Genomic DNA, 22,910 nt, shown 5'->3' on the forward strand with positions numbered 1-22,910 from the left:
GTCAGGCGCGCGCCGCGTCGGCGTCGTCCTCGTCCTCGTCGTGCTTGTACGGGTCGGCGTCGCCGGCGTAGGTCGCGCCGGCCGCGGCTGCACGGACCTGCTCGTCGCGCACCTGGGCCTGCACGAGCAGGTCCTCCATGTGCGCCGAGGTCTCCGGCAGGGCGTCGGCGATGAACTCGAGCGACGGGGTCAGACGAGCGGTGATGTTCTTACCGACCTCGGACCGGAGCATCCCGGTCGCGGCCTTGAGCGCCGCGGCGGAGTCGGCACGCTCCTCGTCGGTGCCGTACACGGTGTAGAAGATCGACGCGTGCTGCAGGTCACCGGTCACACGGACGTCGGTGATCGTCACGAACCCGAGTCGCGGGTCGCGAAGGCCCTTGTCGAGTCGGCGTGCGACGACTTCCTTGATGCGGTCCGCCATCTTGCGTGCGCGCTGCGGATCGGCCATGGGTGCCTCCTGTGGAGATGTCTTGCTCTGGAACGGGGCTGGGCCCCGACCTCCCGTGAAGGAAGCCGGGGCCCAGGGTAGTCACGCGATCAGTCGCGCGGCTTCTCGACGAGCTCGGTGGTCTCGATCTCGTCGCCGATCTGGATGTCGTTGAACTTGCCCAGACCGATACCGGCTTCGAAGTCCGTGCGGACCTCGGTCACGTCGTCCTTGAAGCGACGCAGCGACTCGATGGCCAGACCATCGGCGAGCACCACGCCTTCTCGGATGACGCGCGCCTTGGCGTTGCGCGTGATCGTGCCGGAGCGGACGATGACACCCGCGATGTTGCCGAACTTCGAGGAACGGAACACCTCGCGGATCTCGGCGACACCCGACTGGACCTCTTCGTACTCGGGCTTGAGCATGCCCTTGAGGGACTGCTCGATGTCCTCGAGTGCGTTGTAGATGACCGAGTAGAAGCGCACGTCGATGCCTTCGCGCGCTGCACGCTCGCGGGCCTTGACGTCCGGGCGGACGTTGAAGCCGACGACGATCGCGTTGTCGATCGTGGCCAGGTCGATGTCCGACTCCGTGATCGCACCGACGCCGCGGTGCAGGATCCGGAGCTGGACGCTGTCGTCGACCTCGATGTCCAGGAGCGACTGCTCGAGTGCCTCGACGGCACCGGAGACGTCACCCTTGATGATGAGGTTGAGCGAGTCGACCTTGCCCTCTTCGAGTGCACGGGTGAAGTCCTCGAGCGAGATGCGCTTGCGGGCCTTGGCCAGCTGGGCGTTGCGCTCGGCGGCTTCACGCTTCTCGGCGATCTGACGTGCCGTGCGGTCCTCTTCGGTGACGAGGAAGGTGTCACCGGCGCGGGGCACCGAGGACAGACCCTGCACCTGGACCGGACGGCTCGGCGTCGCGGCCTTGACCGCCACGCCGTTCTCGTCCGTCATCGCACGGACGCGGCCGTAGGCCGTCCCCGCAACGATGGCGTCGCCGACGTGCAGCGTCCCGGACTGGATGAGCACGGTCGCAACCGAACCACGGCCCTTGTCGAGGCGTGCTTCGATCGCCACACCGCGGGCGTCCTTGTCGGGGTTCGCACGCAGGTCGAGACCGGCGTCGGCCGTGAGCAGCACGGCGTCCAGGAGGTCCTGGATGCCGATGTTCTGACGAGCCGACACGTCGACGAACATGACGTCGCCGCCGTACTCCTCGGCCACCAGGTTGTACTCGGTGAGCTGCTGGCGGACCTTGGCCGGGTTCGCGCCTTCCTTGTCGATCTTGTTCACCGCGACCACGATCGGCACACCGGCCGACTGCGCGTGGTTCAGTGCCTCGATCGTCTGGGGCATGATGCCGTCGTCCGCCGCGACCACGAGGATCGCGATGTCCGTCACCTGGGCACCACGGGCACGCATGGCCGTGAAGGCCTCGTGACCCGGGGTGTCGATGAAGGTGATCGGGCGCTCGATGCCCTCGTGCTCGGTGACGATCTGGTACGCACCGATGTGCTGGGTGATGCCACCGGCTTCGCCCTCGACGACCTTCGAGTTGCGGATCGCGTCGAGCAGGCGGGTCTTGCCGTGGTCGACGTGACCCATGACGGTGACCACCGGGGGCCGCTGCTGCAGCACCGAGTCGTCCTCGTCGTCCAGCTCGGCTTCGAGGTCGATGTCGAAGCCCTCGAGGAGCTCCTTGTCCTCGTCTTCCGGCGAGACGATCTGGATCTTGTAGCCCAGCTCCTCGCCGAGGACCTCGAACGTGGCCTCGTCCAGCGACTCGGTCGCGGTCGCCATCTCACCGAGGTGGAACAGCACCGTCACCAGGTTGCCGGGGCTCGCGTCGATCTTGTCCGCGAAGTCCGAGATGCTCGCACCGCGACGCAGACGGACGACCGTGTTGCCGTCACCACGAGGGACCTGCACACCGCCGAGCGACGGCGCCTGCCGCATCTCGTACTCGGCGCGCTTCGTCCGCTTCGACTTGCGGGCACGGCTCTTGCCGCCACCACGACCGAACGCACCAGCGGTACCGCCACCGGGGCCACGACCGCGGCCACCGCCACCGGCGGGACGCGGGCCGCTGAAGGCCGGACGCGGGAAGCCGCCACCGGCACCACCGGCACCGCCCGGACGACCACCGGGGCCGCCACGACCGCCGCCACCCTGGCCCGGGCGCTGCCCGAAGCCGTTCGGACGGCCTGCCTGGCCGGGACCACCGGGACGCGGAGCGCCCGGACGGGGAGCACCCGGACGCGGCGGGGCCGGACGCGGGATGCCGTTGCCGCCACCGGCGCCGGCGGCGGGGCGCTGGCCCATGCCCTGGTTGGACGAGTACGGGTTGTTGCCCGGACGCGGCGGGCGCGAGCCCATGCCCTGGCTCGACGCGTAGGGGTTGTTGCCGGGACGTGCGCCCGGCTTCGGGCCACCCGGCTTGGGGCCGGCTGCGGCACCGGGCTTCGGTGCGCCGCCGGGCTTGACGGCGTCGTCCTTCGGCTCGGCTGCTGCGTCGGGACCGGCGTCGCCGGACTTCTCGGCAGCGGCCTTCTCGGCAGCGGCGGCCTTGCGGGCAGCCTCGGCCTCGGCCTGTCGCTGGGCGACGGACTTCGGGGCGGCCGGGGTCGGCACGTCGGCGGCGGGCGCCTGCACCTCGGGCTCGGGCTCGGGGGTGGGTGCCGGACGGGCCGGACCCGGGCGGGGGCCGCCGGGCTTCGGTGCGCCCGACTTCGGCGCCGCGGTCTTGGCCGGCGCGCTCGGGGTCTGTGCCGCAGCGGGCTTCGACGCCGAGGCGCCGTCAGCCTGCAGCGCAGCACGGAGCTTGCGCGCGACGGGGGGTTCGACACTGGAGCTCGGGCCCTTGACGAACTCGCCGAGTTCCTTGAGCTTCTCCATTGCGGTCTTGCTGTCGACACCGAGTTCGGATGCGATCTCGTGTACGCGTGGTTTTGCCACTGTTCTCCTTCACGGGTCCCACCCCGTGCAAGGGGCAGGACTCAATGGATGACGGGTCTCATTTCGAGCCGCTCATCAGTTGTCCATAAGCCGTTCAGCCTGTTCTGTCATGTCCTGGTCGCGTGCCTGTGGTTCGGGGCGCCGGAGCGCTTCGAGGTAGTCACGCACCGCGGACGTGTCCGGTTCATGATCGAGCCGGAGCGCCCGGCGGTACGCCTTGCGCTTGACGGCCTGATCATGTGCTTCGACGGTCGGGGTGAGCCACGCTCCCCGCCCCGGCATGACTGCCTTCGGGTCCGCCACGACACGACCGTCGCTCAGGGCGACGACACGGAGGAGGGAGGACCGGGGAGCACGACGGCGACTGCCGATGCATGTTCTGACGGGAACCACCTTACTCCTCCCTCTCGACGACCGCGATCCGGCACGCCCGGACCGGACGTGCCACGAGCGAAACCGTCAGTCCTCGCCGTCCAGGATCGAGTCCGGCTGGATGTCGATCCGGGCGCCCGTGAGCTTCGCGGCGAGGCGGGCGTTCTGCCCTTCCTTGCCGATCGCGAGCGACAGCTGGTAGTCCGGCACGAGGGCGCGGACGGCCTTCGTCGAGGCGTCGAGCACGAAGGCGCTCGTCACCTTGGCCGGCGACAGGGCGCTGGCGACGAACGACGCCAGGTCGGACGAGTAGTCGACGATGTCGATCTTCTCGGCGCCGAGCTCCGTCGTCACGGCACGGACGCGGGCACCGAGTTCGCCGATGCACGCACCCTTCGCGTTCACACCGGGCTCGTTCGCCTTGACCGCGATCTTCGTGCGGTGGCCGGCCTCGCGCGCGAGGGAGGTGATCTCCACGACGCCGGACGCGATCTCCGGGACCTCGAGCGCGAACAGCTTGCGGACCAGGCCGGGGTGGGTGCGCGAGACCGTGATCTGCGGGCCCTTCATGCCGCGGCCGACGCTCGTCACGTAGACGCGCAACCGTGCACCGTGCTTGTAGTCCTCGCCGGGCACCTGCTCCTCCGGCGGAAGGATCGCTTCGACCGTGCCGAGGTCGACGTGCACCATCTTCGGGTTCGGGCCCTGCTGGACGATGCCCGCGACGATGTCGCCTTCCTTGCCGCGGAACTCGCCGAGGATCTTGTCGTCGCCGATGTCGCGCAGGCGCTGGTTGATGACCTGCTTGGCGGCGAACGCGGCGATGCGACCGAAGTCGCTGGGCTGGTCGACGGCCTCGCCGATCACGGTGCCCTCGTCATCGCGCTCGGGCACGTAGACCGAGACCTCGCCCGACTTGCGGTCGAGCTCGACGCGGACGTCCGCGTCGACGGGCTCCTCGTTCTCGGTGCGGTGCTTCTGGTATGCCGTCAGGATGGCCTGTTCGATGATCTGGACGAGTTCGTCGAACGGGATCTCCCGCTCACGCTCCATGAGTCGCAGGACTGCGAGATCGATCTTCACCGAGGGCCTCCGTATTCAGATGAGTCGCTCCCGCGGATGGAACCGCGCGGAAGTCGGCGACCAGACTACCGCACTGCGGGTGACGGACCCGGCCGGACGACGGACGGGAGGCACGGTGCCAGCTGGCACCGTGCCTCCCGTCCGCCGTGTCGTCACGTCGAGGACGTGACCCGCTAGATCGCGCGGACCGCCTCGAGTAGCTCGGCGACCGGCACGTCGCGGCGTTCGCCGCTCGCCCGGTTCCACAGCTCGACGACGCCGTCGGCGGCGCCGCGACCGGCGACGACGACGATCGGCATGCCGAGCAGCTCGGCGTCGCGCAGCTTCACGCCGGGCGAGACCTTCGGACGGTCGTCGTAGAGGACCTCGAACCGCTCACCCTCGAGCTCGGTGACGATCGACGTGGCCAGGTCGTAGGCGACCTCGTCCTTGCCGGTCGCGACGACGTGCACGTCGAACGGTGCGACGTTCTTCGGCCAGGCGAGGCCCTTCTCGTCGTTGTGCGCCTCGGCGAGGATCGCGAGGATGCGCGTCACGCCGATGCCGTACGAGCCCATCGTGACCGTGGCGAGCTTGCCGTTCTCGTCCTGCACCTTGAGGCCGAGCGCCTCGGCGTACTTGCGGCCGAGCTGGAAGACGTGCCCGATCTCCATGCCGCGGGCAGTCTCGAGCGGGCCGGAGCCGTCGGGGGCCGGGTCGCCGGCGCGGACGTCGGACACCTCGGCGACGCCGTCGGCCACGAAGTCACGACCGGCGACGAGGCCGGAGACGTGCACGCCGCGCTCGTTCGCGCCCGTGATCCACGCGGTGCCGTCGACCACGCGGGGGTCGACGAAGTAGCGGATGCCCGTCGTGCTCTCGGCGCCGAGGACCTGCGGGCCGATGTAGCCCTTGACCAGGCCCGTGTGCTTGCGGAAGTCGTCGTCACCGGCGGGCTCGACCTCGGCCGGGGCGAAGGCCACCTCGGCGCGCTTCAGGTCGACGTCGCGGTCACCGGGGAGCCCGATGACGACGATCTCGCGCGTGCCGTCGAGGTGCGTCAGGGCGAGCACGACGTTCTTCAGCGTGTCGGCGGCCGTCCAGGGAGCGCCCTCGCGCGGGGCGATCTCGTTCGCGTGCGCCACGAGCGTCTCGATCGTCGGCGTGTCCGACGCGGGCAGGAGCACGGGCTCGGGCTGTCCCTCGATCGGCAGGGCGTCCGGCACCGGGGTGACGTAGGCCTCGACGTTGGCCGCGTAGCCGCCGGCACTGCGGACGAAGGTGTCCTCGCCGACGCCGATCGGGTGCAGGAACTCCTCGGACTTCGACCCGCCCATCGCGCCGGCGTCCGCCTTGACGATGACGTACTCGAGGCCGAGTCGGGCGAAGATCTTCTCGTAGGCGTCGCGCATGACCTGGTAGCTGCGCTCGAGGCCCTCGTCGGTGAGGTCGAACGAGTACGCGTCCTTCATGGTGAACTCGCGGCCGCGCAGGAGTCCGGCGCGGGGGCGTGCCTCGTCGCGGTACTTGTCCTGGATCTGGAACAGCGTGACGGGGAGGTCCTTGTACGAGCCGTACAGGTCCTTCACCAGGAGCGCGAACATCTCCTCGTGCGTGGGCGCGAGCAGGTAGTCGGCGCCCTTGCGGTCCTGCAGGCGGAACATGCCGTCGCCGTACTCGGTCCAGCGGTTCGTCGCCTCGTACGGCTCGCGCGGCAGGAGCGCCGGGAGCAGGACCTCCTGCGCGCCGGCGGCGACCATCTCGTCGCGGATGATCGCCTCGATGCGGGCGCGGACCCTCAGACCGAGCGGCAACCACGCGAAGATCCCCGGGGACTGGCGACGGACGTAGCCGGCGCGGACGAGGAGCTTCGCGCTCGTCACCTCGGCGTCGGAGGGGTCGTCGCGGAGCGTACGGAGGAACAGATGCGAAAGCCGTGTGACCACGGGGCAAGCCTAGCGGCGCGTGGGAGTGGGTGCGGCGGGCGTCTGCGGTCGGGAGGCGCGGTGCGGGCTGGCACCGTGCCTCCCGTCCTGCGTTCGGTCCGGTGTGCGGCACTTCGTGAGCAGAAGAGGTCGGGTGCGTTCGCGCGACCCGACCTCTTCTGCTCACGAAAGCGCGCCCGCGCCCGCGCCCGCCTACGACGTGACGACGAGCGGCTTGCCGGTGCCGGCCGCCGGCCCCATCTCGTCGGCGAGACGGTTCGCCTCGGTGATCAGGGTCTCGACGATCTCGGCTTCCGGAACCGTCTTGATGACCTCGCCCTTGACGAAGATCTGCCCCTTGCCGTTGCCGGACGCGACGCCGAGGTCGGCCTCACGCGCCTCGCCCGGGCCGTTCACGACACAGCCCATGACGGCGACGCGGAGCGGCACGGTCATGCCCTCGAGCCCCTTCGTCACGTCGTTCGCCAGCTGGTAGACGTCGACCTGGGCCCGGCCGCAGCTGGGGCACGAGACGATCTCGAGCTTGCGCTCGCGGAGGTTGAGCGACTGCAGGATCTGCAGGCCGACCTTGACCTCTTGCGCAGGCGGGGCGGAGAGGGACACGCGGATGGTGTCGCCGATGCCCTCGGCCAGCAGGATACCGAACGCCGTGGCGCTCTTGATGGTGCCCTGGAACTCCGGGCCGGCCTCGGTCACGCCGAGGTGCAGCGGCCAGTCCCCCGCCGCGGCGAGCTGCCGGTAGGCCTTCACCATGACGATCGGGTCGTTGTGCTTGACCGAGATCTTGAAGTCGTGGAAGTCGTGCTCCTCGAACAGGGAGGCTTCCCACACGGCGGACTCGACGAGCGCCTCGGGCGTGGCCTTGCCGTACTTCTGCAGCAGGCTCGGCTCGAGGGAACCGGCGTTGACGCCGATGCGGAGCGAGACGCCGGCGTCCTTCGCGGCCTTGGCGATGGCGCCGACCTGGTCGTCGAACTTCCGGATGTTGCCCGGGTTCACGCGGACCGCGGCGCACCCGGCGTCGATGGCCTGGAAGACGTACTTCGGCTGGAAGTGGATGTCGGCGATCACCGGGATCTGCGACTTCTTCGCGATGATCGGCAGCGCGTCGGCGTCGTCCTGGCTCGGCACCGCCACGCGGACGATGTCACAGCCGGACGCCGTGAGCTCGGCGATCTGCTGGAGGGTCGCGTTGATGTTCGTCGTCGGCGTCGTGGTCATCGACTGGACGGACACCGGCGCGTCGCCGCCCACGAGCACCTTGCCGACCCGGATCTGCCGGGACTTGCGGCGCGGGCTCAGGGTTTCGGGGACTTTCGGCAGACCGAGGTTCACTGCAGGCACGAGGTGCACTCTACGCGCTCCCGGTGACGCCCAGCCCCGCGCACGCGTGATGCTCAGACGACGGTGATCAGCGGCGCGTAGAGCCGCATCGCCGCGAGGGCGCGCTCGTGGTCCTCGTCGCTCGCCCCGGCGCACGCGTCCGCCACGACGGTCACCGTCGCGCCGGCGTCCGCGGCCGCCAGCGCGGTCGACAGGACGCAGCAGTCGGTGGACACCCCGACCAGGACGAGGTGCGGGTGGTCGCCGGTGACGGCCTGGAGGCGCGTCCCCCACTTGCCGAAGGTCGTCTCGGTGACGACGGGGTCGCGTCGGTCCGCCGCGGCCGTCGCGAACGGTTCGGTCAGGTCCCAGAGCGGGTCGGTGCCCGGCACGAGCGCGAACGACCAGTCCTGGTAGTAGGGCACCCAGGCACCCCGCGGGTGCTCCGGAGCGACGAAGCGGGTGAACACCGTGCGGCCGGTGAACCGCGGGAGCAGGCGCTCGATCCCGGCGGCGGCGTGGTCGAAGCGCCCGGTGGCCCAGGGGCTCTCACCCGTGAAGACCTCCTGCATGTCGACGACGACGAGCCACGCGTCCTCCGGTACCCCGGCGACGGCGGCCTCGACCGCGCTCATGCCTGCTCCTGCCGGCGGACCGAGCCGCGGGCGAACAGCAGGGTGCCGAGGAACCCGACGACGAGCGCCACGAGCACCCCGAGGTTCGCGTACGCCCAAGCGCCGGTTCGCCCGCCGAGGCCGAATGGCTCGAGCAGGTACCCCTGCCAGTTGAGCCAGGACGGCACGCCGTACGTGTTCGTCACCAGGCCCCAGCCGAGCGCGGTCCCCACGACGACGAGGCCGACGGCGAGCCAGCGCACGTCGCCGTACCGGCCACGGCGGTCCTCGAGCTCCCGCTCGGCGTACGGAGCCCGGCGGATCACGACGTCGGCGACGAAGATCCCGCACCACGCGGCGATCGGCACGCCGAGCGTCACGAGGAACGCCTGGAACGGCTGGATGAACGAGTCGGCGAAGAACACCACGTACACGGCGCCCGCCACCATGAAGACCCCGTCGACCCCGGCCGCGACGGGCCTCGGGATGCGGATGCCGGCGCTCAGCAGGGCCAGTCCGGAGCTGTAGATGTCGAGCACCGCACCGCCGACGAGCCCGAGCACGGCGACGAGGGCGAACGGGATGAGGAACCACACCGGCAGCACGGTCGTCAGCGCACCGATCGGGTCGGCGGCGATCGCCGTGTTGAGGTCCTTCGACGAGCCGGCGAGCAGGACGCCGAGGACGACGAGCACGATCGGCGCGAGCGCCCCGCCGAACGTGGTCCACCAGACGACCCCGCGGGTCGAGGCCGACCGTGGCAGGTAGCGCGAGTAGTCAGCGGCGGCGTTGACCCAACCGAGGCCGAACCCGGTCATCACGAGCACGAGGGCGCCGACGACGTTCTGGGCGCTCCCGGCCGGCAGCGCGGCGATCGCACCGAGGTCGATCGAGGGCAGCGCGAGCACCACGTAGACGATCGTCAGCACCGCGGTGATGACCGTGATCCACGTCTGCAGCCGCATGATCACGTCGAACCCGGCGATGCCCGCACCGACCACGAGTGCGGCGACGACCACGAGTGCGACGAGCTTCGTCAGGACGCCGCCGTCCCACCCGAGCTCCCGGAACACCGTCGACGTGGCCAGGACCGCCGCCGACGCGAGCGCGGTCTCCCACCCGACGGTGAGGATCCAGCTGAGGAACGCCGGCAGCCGGTTCCCCCGGACGCCGAACGCCGCGCGGCCGAGCACCATCGTCGGTGCCGAGCCTCGTTTACCGGCGATGGCGACGATCCCGCACAGCAGGAACGAGAACGCGACCCCGATGACGGAGACGATCGTGGCCTGCCAGAAGGAGATGCCGAACCCGAGGACGAACGAGCCGTACGACAGGCCGAGCACCGAGATGTTCGCCGCGAACCACGGCCAGAAGAGGTCCCTCGGACGTCCCTTCCGGTCGAACTCGGCGATGACGTCGGTGCCCTGCCGCTCGACCGTGCGGACTTCCGGAGCTGTGCTCATGTGCGAAAGCGTAGTGCGCGGCCGAGACCTCGTCGCTACCCGAACAGGTTCACGGGGCGCACGATGTCGGCGTAGATGAGCAGGGCGCTCATGCCCGCGAGCAGGACCACGACGACCATCGTCAGCGGCATCGTCTTCGCGAGGTCGATCGGCCCCGGGTCCGCCTTGCCGACCAACTTGAAGGAGCGGCGCTTCACGGCCTCCCACAGGGCGCCGGCGATGTGGCCGCCGTCCAGCGGGAGCAGCGGCACCATGTTGAGGACGAACAGGCCGATGTTCAGCGAGGCGAGCAGTCCGAGGATCGTGTACGCCTTGTCGACCACCGGCACGCCGCTCATCGACGAGACCTCGCCGATCGCGCGGCCGACGCCGACGACCGACACGGGGCTGTCCTGCGATCGCTCCTGCGAGCCGAACGCCGCGTTCCACACCGCGACCAGGCGCTGCGGCAGGTCGATGATGAGGTGCGCCGACGCCGAGATCTGCGCCCCGGTGGCCGGCAGCACCGCGGCCGGCGACTGCCGCACGAGCGACTGGCCGATGCTCACGCCGACGACGCCGACCTGCTGCGTCTTCGTGCTGCCGTCGTCGTTCTTCGCGACCGTGCCGTCGGCGGTGTAGACGTCCCGCGTGGCGGTCGTCGGCGTGATGTGCAGCGTCTTCTCGGCGCCGTCACGGGACACCACGACGGTGACGTCCTCGCCGGCGGACCGCTGGAAGACCTCGGAGACCTGGGCGATCGTCGGGTCCTGCTTCCCGTCGACCGAGAGCACGACGTCACCAGACCGGATGCCGGCCTGCTTCGCCGGCGAGACGGCGTCCCCGGAGGTGCACGTCGTCGCCTGGCTCGTCGGCAGCACGCAGTCGACGCTCGACGTGAACGTGGTCGTCGGCGCACCGAACCCGACGAGCAGCACCCCGAACAGCACGATGCCGATCACGAGGTTCATCGCCGGACCAGCGACCATCACGATGATCCGCTTCCACGGGGTCAACCGGTAGAACGCACGCGAGTCGTCGCCGCCGGAGTCCGCGATCTGCTCGGCGCTCGCCTGCCGTGCGTCCTGCACGAAGGCGCCGTACATGCCCGTGTTCGTGATCGCACTCGGTCGCCCGGACGCCCGCGGCTTGAGCATGCCGACCATCGAGATGTAGCCGCCGAGCAGGATCGGGCGGATGCCGTACTCGGTCTCGCCCCGCCTGAACGACCATAACGCCTTGCCGAAGCCGAGTGAGTACTGGGTCACCTTGACGTTGAACAGCTTCGCGAAGGACAGGTGTCCGAGCTCGTGGAGTCCGATCGAGACCAGCAGGCCGATGATGAAGACGACCACGCCGAGGACGAAGAGCAGGACGGTTTCGACGGTCACCGGGAAAGGGTACGGGACGGTTCCCATGACCGAGCCGAGCGCACCCTGGGAGGTGCGCCGCGCCTCCTGGACCGCCCTGTCCGTCTGCTCCCGCAGCCGTGCTGACGGACGGGAGGCGCGACTCGCCTCAGCGGGACAGCATGCGGTCGGCCGCGGCGCGCGCCCAGCGCTCCGCTGCCAGCACACCCTCGAGGGAGGGCTCCCCCGCCGTGTGCTCGTCGACCACGCGCTCGACCGTGTCGACGATGTCGAGGAAACCGATCGCACCCGCGTGGAACGCGGCCACGGCCTGCTCGTTCGCCGCGTTGAACACGGCCGGGAACGTGCCCCCGAGCTGTCCGACGCGCTTCGCGAGGGCGACCGCACCGAAGGCCTCGTCGTCGAGGGGCTCGAACGTCCAGGTGCTCGCCGTCGTCCAGTCGAGCGGCACCCCGACGCCCGGGACCCGGTCGGGCCACGCGAGACCGAGGGCGATGGGCAGCCGCATGTCCGGCGGCGATGCCTGTGCGATCGTCGAGCCGTCGACGAACTCGACCATCGAGTGCACGATCGACTGCGCGTGCACCGTCACGTCGATGCGGTCGTAGGGGACGCCGAAGAGCAGGTGGGCCTCGATGACCTCGAGGCCCTTGTTGACGAGCGTCGCGGAGTTCGTCGTGACCACGAGGCCCATGTCCCACGTCGGGTGCGCGAGCGCCTCGGCCGGGGTGACGTCCGTGAGGTCCGCGCGCGAGCGCCCGCGGAACGGGCCGCCGCTCGCGGTGAGCACGAGCCGGCGGACCTCGTCCGTCGTGCCGGAGCGGAGCGCCTGGGCGATGGCGGAGTGCTCGCTGTCGACCGGGACGATCTGGCCGGGTGCCGCGGCGGCCTGCACCAGCGGGCCGCCCACGATGAGGCTCTCCTTGTTCGCCAGCGCCAGCGTGGCGCCGGACTCGAGCGCGGCCAGGGTGGGGCCGAGGCCGACCGACCCGGTGATGCCGTTGAGGACGACGTCGGCCTCGACGCTGCGGACCAGGCGTTCGGTGTCCGCGGCGCCGAACGCGGTGTCACGGACGCCGAAGCGTTCGGCCTGCTCGGCGACCACGGTGCGGTTGCTGCCGGCGGTGAGGCCGACGACCTCGAAGCGGTCGGGGTTGCGGGCGACGACGTCGAGTGCCTGGGTGCCGATCGAGCCGGTGCTGCCGAGGATCGCGATGCGCCGCTTCTGGCGCACGGTCAGCCCTTGGCGAGGATGTCGACGACGAAGACGAGCGTGGCGTTCTTCGGGATGCCCGAGCCCTCCTGCGGGTTCGCGCCGTAGCCGTCCTCCGGCGTGACGACGATGAGGACCTGCGAGCCGACCTTCTGGCCGACCAGCCCGGTCACGAAGCCCTTGATGAGCGAGCCCTCGGAGATGGTGAAGGTCGTCGGGACGCCCTTCGACCACGAGGAGTCGAACTCCTTGCCGGTGTCGTAGACGACGCCCTTGTACTGCACGAGCGCGGTGTCGCCGTCGGCGATGGTGTCGCCGGTGCCCTGCTTGATGACCTCGGGCGTGGTCTTCGACGGTGCCGCGACGCCCTTGGGGATCGTGATCTCCGGCTCGCCGTCCGCCTTGTCCTGCACGGTCGGGAGCTTCGGGTCCTGCTCCTGGGCCTTCCCGGTGGCCTTCGTCGGGGTCTGCGCCACGACGTCGGCGACGACGACGATCTCGCCGCCGGTGTTGAAGCCGAGCGCCGACGACTGACCGACCGCCGCGATGCGGTCACCGACCTTCGAGCACGCCAGGAGGGCGCCGAAGCCCGAACCGCCCACCGAGAGGACCTGCGGGTTGCCCTGGTCGAAGCCGACCGTGCCGAGCTTCTTCGCGTCCGACGCCTGGTACACGCTGTACGAGACCTGCGCGTAGTCGCCCTCGTCCAGCGACGCACCCTTGCCGCGCACGACCGTGCTCGCCTGGGGCTTGCTCGCCGTGAGGCCGCCCGTGAACTTCACCGTCGGTGCCGTGCTGCCGCCGAACGCACCGGACACCGTGATCGCCTTCGACGCCGAACCCGGGTCGGGGCAGGACGTGATGGCCGCGGCGGTCGCGCTCGACGACGCACTCGGGGTGGCGGTCGAGTCGCTCGACCCGGATCCGGAGCACGCGGCGAGTCCCAGCACGACGGCGGGGACGAGGGCGATCGGGAGGAGACGCAGACGCTTCACGAGGACCTAGTCTGCCGCACGGACCTTGGTGTGCGGGACGTGGTGCACAGGAAAGGCCACCGAGCGTGCGATGAAGCAGAGGCTGTTCGCGGTGGCGTGGGCGGCCTCGGCGTCGGCGACGCGGTCCGCCTCGAGGATGGTGACCACCGGGTGCAGCGTCGCCTCGGTGAGTTCCCCGGAGCCGTCGCGGTTGAGGTTGAGGCTGGCCGTGGCGCGGTCCTCGTAGTCGACGACGGTGAAGCCTTCGGTCACGGCGACGTGGAGGTAGCTCAGCATGTGGCACTGGGCGAGGGACGCGACGACGAGCTCCTCGGGGTTCCAGCGGTCGCGGTCCCCGCGGAACGTCGGGTCGGCGGAGCCCTCGATGCCGTGCTTGCCCGCGGCGCGGACGTCGTGGTCGCGCCCGTAGTCGCGGTAGCCGCTCGTTCCGGTGCCGCGGTCGCCGGTCCAGTGGACGGAGACCTCGTAGGAGTGGTCGGACACGGTGGGCTCCTCACAGGATCAGTACGATTGCGGCATGACGGTGCTCTCCGACGTCCACACTGACCGCCATCCTCTCACCGCCGAGGGGTCGGTCGAACTGGCGGTCCTCGACCGCAACGGGTTCGACGAGAGCCGACACGTCGGTGCCGGGGTCGTCGTCGCCGCGGACGGCACCGTGATCGACGCCGTCGGTGACGTGCAGGCCAGCGTCTACCCCCGCTCCACGATGAAGCCCTTCCAGGCGCTCGCGGTCCGCCGCGCCGGAGCCGTGTTCTCCGACGAGGAGCTCGTCCTCACCACCGCGAGCCACGCCGGCACCCCCGCGCACCAGGCCATCGCGCTGCACATGCTCGAGTCGTACGACCACGTCGAGTCGGACCTCGGCTGCCCGCCGGACATGCCGTTCGACCGCGCCACCGCCCGGACCATGACCGAGCCGAGGCGCCTCGCCATGAACTGCTCCGGCAAGCACGCGGGCATGCTCGCGGCGTGCCGGGTGAACGGCTGGGACGAGGAGACCTACCTCGAGATGGCGCACCCGCTGCAGCAGCGCGTCCGCGAGACCGTCGAGGAGTTCACCCACGAGACCGTCGACGTCGTCGGGACCGACGGGTGCGGGGCCCCGGTGTTCCCCCTGACGCTTGCCGGACTCGCCCGGGGCTTCGCCGGTGTCGTCGCGCGGGCCGAGTCCGACACGGCAGCGCTCACCGACGCGGTGCTCGACCACCCCTGGGCCATCGACGGCATCGGTCGGGCGAACACGGTGACGATCGAGCGACTCCGGGTGCTGGCGAAGCTCGGCGCCGAGGGCGTCATGGTGATGGGGCTGCCCGGTGGTGCAGCGGTCGCGGTCAAGACCCTGGACGGCGCGCAGCGGTCCGGGACGCTCGCGGCCCTCACGCTGCTCGAGCGCAACGGCATCGTGGACGCGGCGGGGGTCGCGGACGTGATGGCGGCCACGGGCGAGCAGGTGCTCGGTGGCGGGGTGCCGGTGGGGACGCTGCGGGCTGGGTCCGGGCTGCGCTGAGGGAGGGTTCGTGGGAAGGCCCCGTGCCGGGGTCATCCGGGTTCGTCCTGCAGTTGCGGGAGTGCCGGTGCCACGGGAGTACCCCGCCGTTCGTGCGGGTGCCGGACGGCGCATCCGTGGCGGGTGACCTCGACGGCGACGTCCCAGTGCCGGGGCAGGACGCTGAGGCCGGGTACGAGGACCACGGTCGTGCGGGTCGGCGAGCACGCCCGGTCCGGGCGCTCGGGGCTCGCTGCGCGGGGTGGGCGCTCGGGGCTCGCTGTGTGGGCTGGGCGGTCGACCACGACGGCGGCCGTGCCGGAGGGCATCGCCGGGCAGTGATCGGCCCCCGCAGCCACCACCGCGCGCGCTTCGGCACCACACGCGGCTCGGACCTCGTCGTCCGGACCGGCCGCGGCGCGGACCTGCGACACGACGGCCCGGAACACCGCCAGCGCGAGCACGCCGGACCCGATCACGACGATGTGGGGCCGCGACCGGTCGTCGACGGCGAGCTCACAGCCGTTCGACGCCGTGCCGAGGACGATGGGCCGCCGGTGCGTCCCCGTCCCGACGGCCCCGTCCACGGGGCCCGGCTGTCCGGACGGTGTCGGCACCAGGGCCACCACGTCCGCCACGCACTCGGCGCCGCGGGAGCGACGGACCCTGGTCGCGCGGACCACGAGGACGTCGAGCACCGCGCAACACCCCGCCGCTCCGAGGAGCACGGCGCGCGACGGCCACTCGACCCGCACGACGAGCCCCACCACGAGCAGCACCACCGCTGCGCCGACCAGGGTGCAGCGGGCGGTGAAGGGGCTCATGCCTCCAGAGCACCACACGACCCCGCGGCCACCGACGCTCAGCCACCGAACTGTGGAGAGCGCTGACGATCACACCGCTGTGGAGGACTCCCCCACCGTCACTGCACGAGGAAGAACTGCTCCCCGATGTCCACCCGCGCGCCGCGCTCGACCCGGTAGCGGCGGCCCGGCTCGCAGCGACGGATCGACCCGTCGATGTGCCGGACGACGGTGCCGTTGCCCGAGAACCGGTCGGACACCCACAGGTCGTCGCCGTCGCGCCCGAGCTCGAGGTGGGTCTTCGACACGGACTTGCCCGGGTCGTGGACGGTCAGCAGGTCGTCGAACCGTTCCCCGGGCTGGGGGCGCGGGAGTCGCCCGACGAGGCCGGTGCCGTGCACGCCGAAGCGCTCCCCGGTGCTGAAGTGCAGCACGAAGGGCGCATGGGTCGGGGTCGCGGAGACGATGCGGGTCTCGTCGACGTCGTCCTCGAGGTCACCGTCGGCGCTCGTCGGAGCGTCGATCACCGACGGTGCCGGGCGCGCGGCGTCGTCCACCCCGGGCAGCGGCGGCAGCGGCGCGGCCGTCGGTACTCCGATCGCGCCGCTGTCCTGTGCTGAGGGTGCCGACGACGGGACGGTCGCGGAACCGGGAGCGGGCGGGACGAAGGGTGTGCCGACGGCTGGTGACTCGGGCTCCGGGGCCGCGTGCAGACCGCGCGGTCGGAGCGGGGTGTCGCCGGCGGGTGCACCGTCGCCGCCACCGTTCACCCACGAAGGGAGCACACCGGCGGAGCCCTCGGAGCCCTCGGCGCCGTCGTCGGCCACCGCAGGCTCCGGCAGCGCATCGCCGTCACGCACGACGTCCGGAGCAGCGTCATCCGACACCTCGGCGACGTCGTCGTCGGTGACCTCGTCATCCGGAGCGTCCGCCGCGTCGTCCGGAGCGTCAACCGCGTCGTCGGGAGTCTCGGCGGCGTCGTCCGCCGCCCAGTCTGGTCGGTCCATCGGGAGCGGCACGATGGGTCCGGTGAACGCCGCGGTCACGGCGGGCCGCACGGCGCCGCACTCGGCACAGAAGATGTCGTCGGGCTCGAGACGGTGCCCGCACACGTGGCACGTCGTCGCCTGCGAGCCCGGAGTGACCAGCGGCGCCGGGCGCGGCGGGCGTCGGTCGACCAAGGGCTCGACGACCGCGGTGTCACCGGGCTGCGGCGGAGAGACGACCGCGTCCGGAGTACCGACGGTGCCGGGAGTCGCGTCCGCGGCGTCCGCAGCGGAGTCGTTCGCAGCCGTGGATCGTCCGACCCACCACGAGGGCCCGGACGGCGCCGGTGCAGCGGCCTGCTCTGCTGGTGGCGCCCAGCGCTGGGCGGCTGGGCGCTCGGCGATGCGGGTGACCTCGGGGTCCTCCCCCTCTGGCGAGGCGGAGGCCGAGACGGCGTTCGGGTCCGCCGCGTCGGCGTCGGACGGGTACGCGTCCGGGTCGAGCGGCGGCTCGGGCGGCTGCGGGGTGAACGGCACCTCCGGCGCACGCGGAGCGATCGGCTCGTCGGGCTGGGACGGCTCCGACGGACGAGCGGGCTCCGACGGGCCGACCCCACCCGGCTGCTGCCCGGACCAGTCGGTCAGCCCGGAGCCGCTCCCGTGCACGTGGCTCGGTGCCGTCCGGGGCGTGAAGTCGTCGGGACGCTCGACCGGCACGGCCGCGGGCTGCTGCTCGCCACCACGGTCCGCACCCGTCAGCCAGGCACGGGTCGCGGGGTCGAGGGTCGATTCGGGCAGCCAGGCCTCGGCCGCGGGGTCCTGACGGCGTCCGTGCAGGTCCGGCTGCTGGAGCGGCGGCGGCGGTGCCTGCTCGACGGGGGGCGTCGCGACCGGGCGCCGACTCGCCGCAGCGGTCACGGCGCGTCCGCACTCACCGCAGAAGATGGCTCCGTCCGGGAGCGTCGATCCGCAGTGTTCGCATCTGGTCACGTGTTCCGCCTGTCCTCACTCGGCCGTCCACGACGCTCGCCGGCCTGCACGCCATCGTAGTCGCGCCCCCCAGCGGCTCCCTGGCCACCTGTGGAGCGTCGGCCCCGGGCGGTCACCGCGGAGGCGACCGATGCCCGCGCAGACCGCGAGGCGTCGACGACGCGGAGCGAGCGCAGCGACACCGCCGCGCGGATCCGTTCCTTGCGGGTCCGACCGGCCCGCAGGCTCGTGATCGCGTCGTCCGTCGCCGACCACATCCGGTCGGCAGCGGTGCCGTCGGCCTCGCTCGGCCCGAAGACGGACCGGTCGGCCAACGCCGCGAGTCCGGTGCCGCCCTCCCCCGGAGCTCCCACGACGGCCTCGCGGCGGGTCGCCGCCCGAGCGACGTCGTGACCCCGGTCGACCAGGGCGTCGCGGTACTCGTCCCACGCCCCGACGATCCGGGCACGTGGCGTCGGGGCACGGCGACGGCGACGACGACGGATCCGCTTGAGCAGCACGATGACGCCGAACGGCAGCAGTACGAGCGCGGCGAGCCCCAGCACCCCGAGCGCCCACGGCAGCACGGCGAGCAGGATCTGCAACCAGAGCGGCTGGACCGGAGGCGTGTTGCGGTCGCTCTGCGGCGGCGCCTGCTGCGACTGGTCCTGCTGCTCGGCCGGCGGCGGCGGCACGACCGTCTCCGGGCGCGTGACCGGCTGCGGCGTCTGCTGCTGCTCGTCCGGGATCTCACGGACGGCGGGGTTCGGGTCGATCATGACCCACCCCCACTGCGCCGTGTCGACCTCGACCCGCGCGGTGACGTCGGACCCGCGGAACGTCGTCGTCCCGCCCGAGGTCGCGCTCCGGCCCGCTCCGCCGCCCGCGTCGCCGCCAGCGGTGAACCCCATGACCACGCGCGCCGGGAAGCCGAGCTGGTCCGCCATCAGCGCCGCCGCGGCGGCGTACTGCTCCTGGTCGCCGATCATCAGCGGCGACGTCAGGAGTTCCTGGATGCGATCGGCACCGTGCCCGGAACGACTCGCTCGGTCGTCGCCGACGCCGTGGCTGACGTACCCGTTGCGCTTGAGCGCCTGCACCATCGCCACCAGCTTGGCGCCGTCGGTGTCGGCATCGCCGGCATAGGTGTCCACGGTGTCCCGCACCGCGTCGGGGACCGACCGCGGCGTCGGCACCGAGGCGCTCCCCGGGCGTGCGGACGCGAGCTGCTCGTCCGTCGGTTGGTCCGGCACGACGGCGGTCAGGTCGTACCGGGTGCCGTCACCGACACCACCGACGACCGCTCCGGTCGCGGTGGAGCTGTTGTAGAAGAACGCGCCGCGCTCCTTCTCGGCCCCGGACCCGGTGAACTCGACCCGCTCGAGGTCGCCCACCGTCGGCAGCCACACCCCGCTGTACCCGTCGACCCGGACGCCGACGCGCACGGTCGTTCCCTCGACGCCCCGGACGTCGACCGAGGTCGGGACGCGCTCGAAGGTCCCGGACGCCGTCGATCCGTCCGACCCGCCGACGCGGTAGACGACCCCGTCGTAGGTGTCGAGCGTGGCGATCCGGACGAACCCGTTCTCCGGCAGCCCCGTGACCGTGAGCTGCGGCGTGTTCGACGCGATGTCCTCCTCGTAGGCGCGGAAGCCGCTGAGCGGACTGACGTAGTCCCGCGGGTCGAACGGCTTCACCACGTCGGTCCGGGCGACGGTCCGGCCGACGGACGGCGGAGCGACGAGCCCCAGTCCGGTCGCGACGACCGCCGCGGCGACGATGGTCCCCGTCCCGACGAGCGCCGGCCGGATCACCGAACGCGCCACCGGCACGCGGGACCCGATGGTCGTCGCGACGGCCACGGCACGCCGTGCGTGCCGCACCGTCAGCGCCCACACCAGCGCGATCCCGGTGAGCGCGACGGCCGTCACGATCGACGTGTCGAGCCGACCGGGTCCGACGACCACACCGGCCGCGAAGACCACCAGCGCCGGGATGCTGGCGAGTTCCTGCCTGGAGGCGCGGGTCGCCACGCTCACGCCGGTCACCGTGGCGACGAGCAACGTCGCGAAGTACGGCACGAGCAACGACTCGTAGGAGCCGACCGGCAGGCTGATGGTCACCAGCTGCTTCCAGCCGAGGGCGACGCCGGCGAACAGGTCGACGAGTCCCTGGCCGGTCGGCAGGATCCCGTTCGCCTCGCCCGGCACCGCTGCTGGCACGCCGGTGAGCGCGAACGCTGCGACCGTGGCGACGGCGACGACCGCGGTCGGCAGCCGGAACACCGTGCCCAAGAGCGCGACGAGCGTGCCGAACACCACCGCGGTGACGGCGGCGACGATCATCGCGTCGTCGCGGTAGACGGGCCACCAGGCGACGCTCGCGACGGCGAGGACCAGCCACACCGCGAGCGTGCCACCCACGAGCCGGAAGGGCGAGAGGCGGCGGGCGACGCGGCGGGCATCGCGCCGGACCGTCTTCCGTGCCCGGGTGTCCGGGCCCGCTGCGACGCTCATGCGGCCGACGCCGATCGGTGCAGCGCGTGGCGGAGGTCGTCGAGGTAGCCGATCGTCATCACCGTCAGGCCCGCCACACGCAGGAACCGGGGCTGGGCCTCGGGCTCGCAGATCACCGCGACGACCTCGACGCCGACCGGGAATCGCGTCGCGGCCAGTCGCAGCGCCGGCAGCTCGACCGTCGAGCCGACCACCAGGAAGGCCACGGAGATGCCCGCGGTGTCGGTGCCGACGATGCGCGCGACCTCGGCGATCGGCAGGCAGGCGTCGGCGAGTCCGACGGACGCGAAGTCGTCGAGCAGGCGGGTGGGCGTCACGGTGGGCAGCGGGTGCACGGCGTACACGGGGCGCTTGGCGAACTCCGGCGTCCGCTCCGACACCACCACGGTGACCTCGCGGCCGTCGCGGATCGCGCGTGCGCCGAGCGACGCCGCTGCGCTCACCGCGAGCTCGAACTCCTCGTCGTCGGCGAACTCGGCACGCGACAGGCCGAGGGCGACCACGAGGTGAGACCGCCGGGTGTCCTCGAACTGCCGCACCATCAGCGCACCGGACTTCGCCGTGGACTTCCAGTGGATCGTGCGGGGGTCGTCACCGGGCATGTACTCCCGGATGGCGTGGAAGGCGATGTCGGACGGCGACAGGTCGGTCGTCGCCTGCCCCTCGAGGTCCCGCACCAGGCCGGTGCTCGTCGACGGGATCGCGATCGTCCGCGGGTGGACGATGACCTGCTCCCGGGCCGTCCAGACGATCTCGCGCCGGACCAGGCCGACCGGGTCCGCTCGCACACCGGTCACCGGACCGACGTCGAGCACGCCGCGCCGGACCGTCGGCACCGGGACCTCGCGCTCGAACGTGCCGCGCGGGCCGATCGACGGGATCGCCACGTCCACCAGCCCGGACCCGACCGGCACCTCGACCGTCGTCGGGACCGAGGGGAACCGCACCGGGTTCTCCGCCGTGACCACCACGCCGGCGGCATCGCCCACCGCCACCCGGTGCTGCGGCAGGCGCATCCGGATCACGAGCCGCGAACGGCCGATGAGCGCGACCGCAGCGACGACCACGAGGAGCGCCCCCGCGAAGCCCACGACGACGACCTCGCGCAGGCCGAACCGGTAGCCGAGCACGAACGCGACCAGCGTGAGCGCGGCGACCGTCCACCCGAGGCCGGTGACCACGGACGAGACCTCTGCCCACCCACGCTTGACGAGCCTCCAGGCCGTCGACCAGGCCCTGGCGAGACCGACGACCGCGTCCGCTGCCACGCCGTCCCGGTCGCCCACCAGGCGCGTCCGGACGTTCGTGAGGCCGGCGACCGTCCCGGTGCGCTCGTAGGCCGTCGAGCCGCGACGCGACCGCGTCGAGGACGGACGGCGCGAGCGCGTCGAGACGGGCCGGCGGTCGGTCACGACCCGGCCCGGTCCGCCGGCGGCGGGGTCTCGACCAGCAGCTGTGCGATGACGCTCGTGGCGCTGACGCCGTCGAACTCCGCCTCGGCGTCGAGGACCAGGCGGTGCGCGAGGATCGGCACCGCGAGTGCCTTCACGTCGTCCGGCGTGACGTAGTGGCGACCGGCCAACGCCGCGAACACACGGGACGCGCGCATCAGGCCCATCGCACCGCGGACGCTGACGCCGAGCCGGACCTCGCTCGCCGAGCGGGTGGCGTCGACCAGTCGGGCCACGTAGTCGGCGATCACCGGGTCGACGTGGACCGAGCGCGCCAGCGTCGCCATCTCGGTGATCGTCGCCGCGGGCACGACACTCGCGAGCGGCACCGAACTCGACGGCGCCGACGACGTCTCGAGGATCTTCACCGTCGCGGCGTGGTCCGGGTACCCGATCGACGCCTTCATGAGGAAGCGGTCGAGCTGGGCCTCCGGCAGGCGGTACGTGCCGGCCTGCTCGACGGGGTTCTGGGTCGCGATCACCATGAACGGCGCCGCGAGTCGGTGGTTCACGCCGTCGACCGTGACGGCGGACTCCTCCATCGCCTCGAGCAGGGCCGACTGGGTCTTCGGGCTCGCACGGTTGATCTCGTCAGCCAGCACGATGTTCGAGAAGATCGGGCCCCGGTGGAAGTCGAACTCCTGGGTCTTCTGGTCGTAGACGCTGATGCCCGTGATGTCGCCCGGCAGCAGGTCCGGCGTGAACTGGATGCGGTTCGTCGAGCCCTGCACGCTCTGGGCCATCGCCCGCGCCAGGCTCGTCTTGCCCGTGCCGGGGACGTCCTCGAGCAGGAGGTGCCCCTCGCTGAGCATCGCCGTGACCGCGAGGCGGATCACGAACGTCTTCCCGAGGAGCACCTGCTCGACGTTGGTCACGATGCGGCCTGCGACGTCGGCGAACCAGGTGGCCTGCTCCGGGGTCATGCTCATGCGGTGTCGTTCCTCGTTCTCGGGGATGGCAGTAGGG

At 71.8% G+C, this 22,910-nt stretch carries 18 protein-coding genes and 1 pseudogene; 1 reads left to right on the top strand and 18 read right to left on the bottom strand.

Features of this window, described 5'->3' with window-relative positions; genetic code table 11:
- Position 1: 1 nt before the first annotated feature.
- From rbfA to JSX79_RS02150, 12 genes are all read right to left on the bottom strand, one after another.
- A complete protein-coding gene (gene rbfA / locus JSX79_RS02095) occupies positions 2–451 on the bottom strand; it encodes a 30S ribosome-binding factor RbfA (protein ID WP_229085022.1) in 450 nt (149 codons plus the stop codon).
- A gap of 89 nt (positions 452–540) precedes the next feature.
- A complete protein-coding gene (gene infB, locus JSX79_RS02100; RefSeq protein WP_071296258.1) occupies positions 541–3,393 on the bottom strand; it encodes a translation initiation factor IF-2 in 2,853 nt (950 codons plus the stop codon).
- A gap of 75 nt (positions 3,394–3,468) precedes the next feature.
- Positions 3,469–3,786, bottom strand: coding sequence for a YlxR family protein (locus tag JSX79_RS02105; RefSeq protein ID WP_083294949.1), 318 nt, complete (start codon positions 3,784–3,786; stop codon positions 3,469–3,471).
- A 66-nt stretch (positions 3,787–3,852) separates the two neighbouring features.
- A complete protein-coding gene (gene nusA, locus JSX79_RS02110) occupies positions 3,853–4,848 on the bottom strand; it encodes a transcription termination factor NusA (protein ID WP_070416270.1) in 996 nt (331 codons plus the stop codon).
- A gap of 173 nt (positions 4,849–5,021) precedes the next feature.
- A complete protein-coding gene (locus JSX79_RS02115) occupies positions 5,022–6,773 on the bottom strand; it encodes a proline--tRNA ligase (RefSeq protein WP_229085023.1) in 1,752 nt (583 codons plus the stop codon).
- 192 nt (positions 6,774–6,965) lie between these two features.
- Entirely contained in the window at positions 6,966–8,096 is a 1,131-nt protein-coding gene (gene ispG / locus JSX79_RS02120) for a flavodoxin-dependent (E)-4-hydroxy-3-methylbut-2-enyl-diphosphate synthase (RefSeq protein ID WP_070419067.1), read from the bottom strand.
- 74 nt (positions 8,097–8,170) lie between these two features.
- Positions 8,171–8,731 (bottom strand): cysteine hydrolase family protein, encoded by a 561-nt coding sequence (locus JSX79_RS02125; RefSeq protein ID WP_229085024.1) that lies wholly within the window; start codon positions 8,729–8,731, stop codon positions 8,171–8,173.
- Positions 8,728–10,173 carry a cytosine permease gene (locus JSX79_RS02130; RefSeq protein WP_229085025.1) on the bottom strand — a complete coding sequence of 482 codons (1,446 nt, stop codon included), beginning with the start codon at positions 10,171–10,173 and terminating at the stop codon, positions 8,728–8,730. The genes JSX79_RS02125 and JSX79_RS02130 overlap by 4 nt, the downstream gene beginning before the upstream one ends.
- A gap of 35 nt (positions 10,174–10,208) precedes the next feature.
- Entirely contained in the window at positions 10,209–11,543 is a 1,335-nt protein-coding gene (locus tag JSX79_RS02135) for a site-2 protease family protein (protein WP_229085026.1), read from the bottom strand.
- A gap of 127 nt (positions 11,544–11,670) precedes the next feature.
- Entirely contained in the window at positions 11,671–12,756 is a 1,086-nt protein-coding gene (gene dxr, locus JSX79_RS02140) for a 1-deoxy-D-xylulose-5-phosphate reductoisomerase (protein ID WP_229085027.1), read from the bottom strand.
- Positions 12,757–12,758: 2 nt separating this feature from the next.
- The gene (locus tag JSX79_RS02145) at positions 12,759–13,730 is read right to left on the bottom strand and encodes an FKBP-type peptidyl-prolyl cis-trans isomerase (protein WP_229085028.1); all 972 of its coding nucleotides are present in this window, start codon (positions 13,728–13,730) and stop codon (positions 12,759–12,761) included.
- A gap of 6 nt (positions 13,731–13,736) precedes the next feature.
- A complete protein-coding gene (locus JSX79_RS02150) occupies positions 13,737–14,213 on the bottom strand; it encodes an OsmC family protein (RefSeq protein ID WP_070419068.1) in 477 nt (158 codons plus the stop codon).
- A 34-nt stretch (positions 14,214–14,247) separates the two neighbouring features.
- Between JSX79_RS02150 and JSX79_RS02155 the strand changes: the two genes are divergently transcribed.
- Entirely contained in the window at positions 14,248–15,240 is a 993-nt protein-coding gene (locus tag JSX79_RS02155; RefSeq protein ID WP_071296251.1) for an asparaginase, read from the top strand.
- A 32-nt stretch (positions 15,241–15,272) separates the two neighbouring features.
- On the opposite strand, the gene JSX79_RS02160 is transcribed toward JSX79_RS02155, so the two are convergent.
- The 6 genes and pseudogenes from JSX79_RS02160 to JSX79_RS02180 form a co-directional block, all read right to left on the bottom strand.
- The gene (locus JSX79_RS02160; RefSeq protein WP_229085029.1) at positions 15,273–16,043 is read right to left on the bottom strand and encodes a hypothetical protein; all 771 of its coding nucleotides are present in this window, start codon (positions 16,041–16,043) and stop codon (positions 15,273–15,275) included.
- 98 nt (positions 16,044–16,141) lie between these two features.
- Positions 16,142–17,926 (bottom strand): FHA domain-containing protein, encoded by a 1,785-nt coding sequence (locus JSX79_RS18555; RefSeq protein WP_229085030.1) that lies wholly within the window; start codon positions 17,924–17,926, stop codon positions 16,142–16,144.
- Between the two features lie 3 nt (positions 17,927–17,929).
- Positions 17,930–17,998: pseudogene (locus JSX79_RS18830) on the bottom strand (zinc-ribbon domain-containing protein); the annotation flags it as partial.
- Complete coding sequence (locus JSX79_RS02170; RefSeq protein WP_229085031.1) at positions 17,995–20,493, bottom strand: transglutaminaseTgpA domain-containing protein; 2,499 nt, start codon at positions 20,491–20,493, stop codon at positions 17,995–17,997. The pseudogene JSX79_RS18830 and the gene JSX79_RS02170, both read right to left, overlap by 4 nt.
- On the bottom strand, positions 20,490–21,905 hold the full coding sequence (locus JSX79_RS02175; RefSeq protein ID WP_083294951.1) for a DUF58 domain-containing protein: 1,416 nt from the start codon (positions 21,903–21,905) through the stop codon (positions 20,490–20,492). The genes JSX79_RS02170 and JSX79_RS02175 overlap by 4 nt, the downstream gene beginning before the upstream one ends.
- On the bottom strand, positions 21,902–22,873 hold the full coding sequence (locus tag JSX79_RS02180; protein WP_070416281.1) for a MoxR family ATPase: 972 nt from the start codon (positions 22,871–22,873) through the stop codon (positions 21,902–21,904). The genes JSX79_RS02175 and JSX79_RS02180 overlap by 4 nt, the downstream gene beginning before the upstream one ends.
- Between the last annotated feature and the right edge of the window lie 37 nt (positions 22,874–22,910).

The organism is Curtobacterium sp. GD1 (assembly GCF_020882855.1).
GTDB lineage: Bacteria > Actinomycetota > Actinomycetes > Actinomycetales > Microbacteriaceae > Curtobacterium.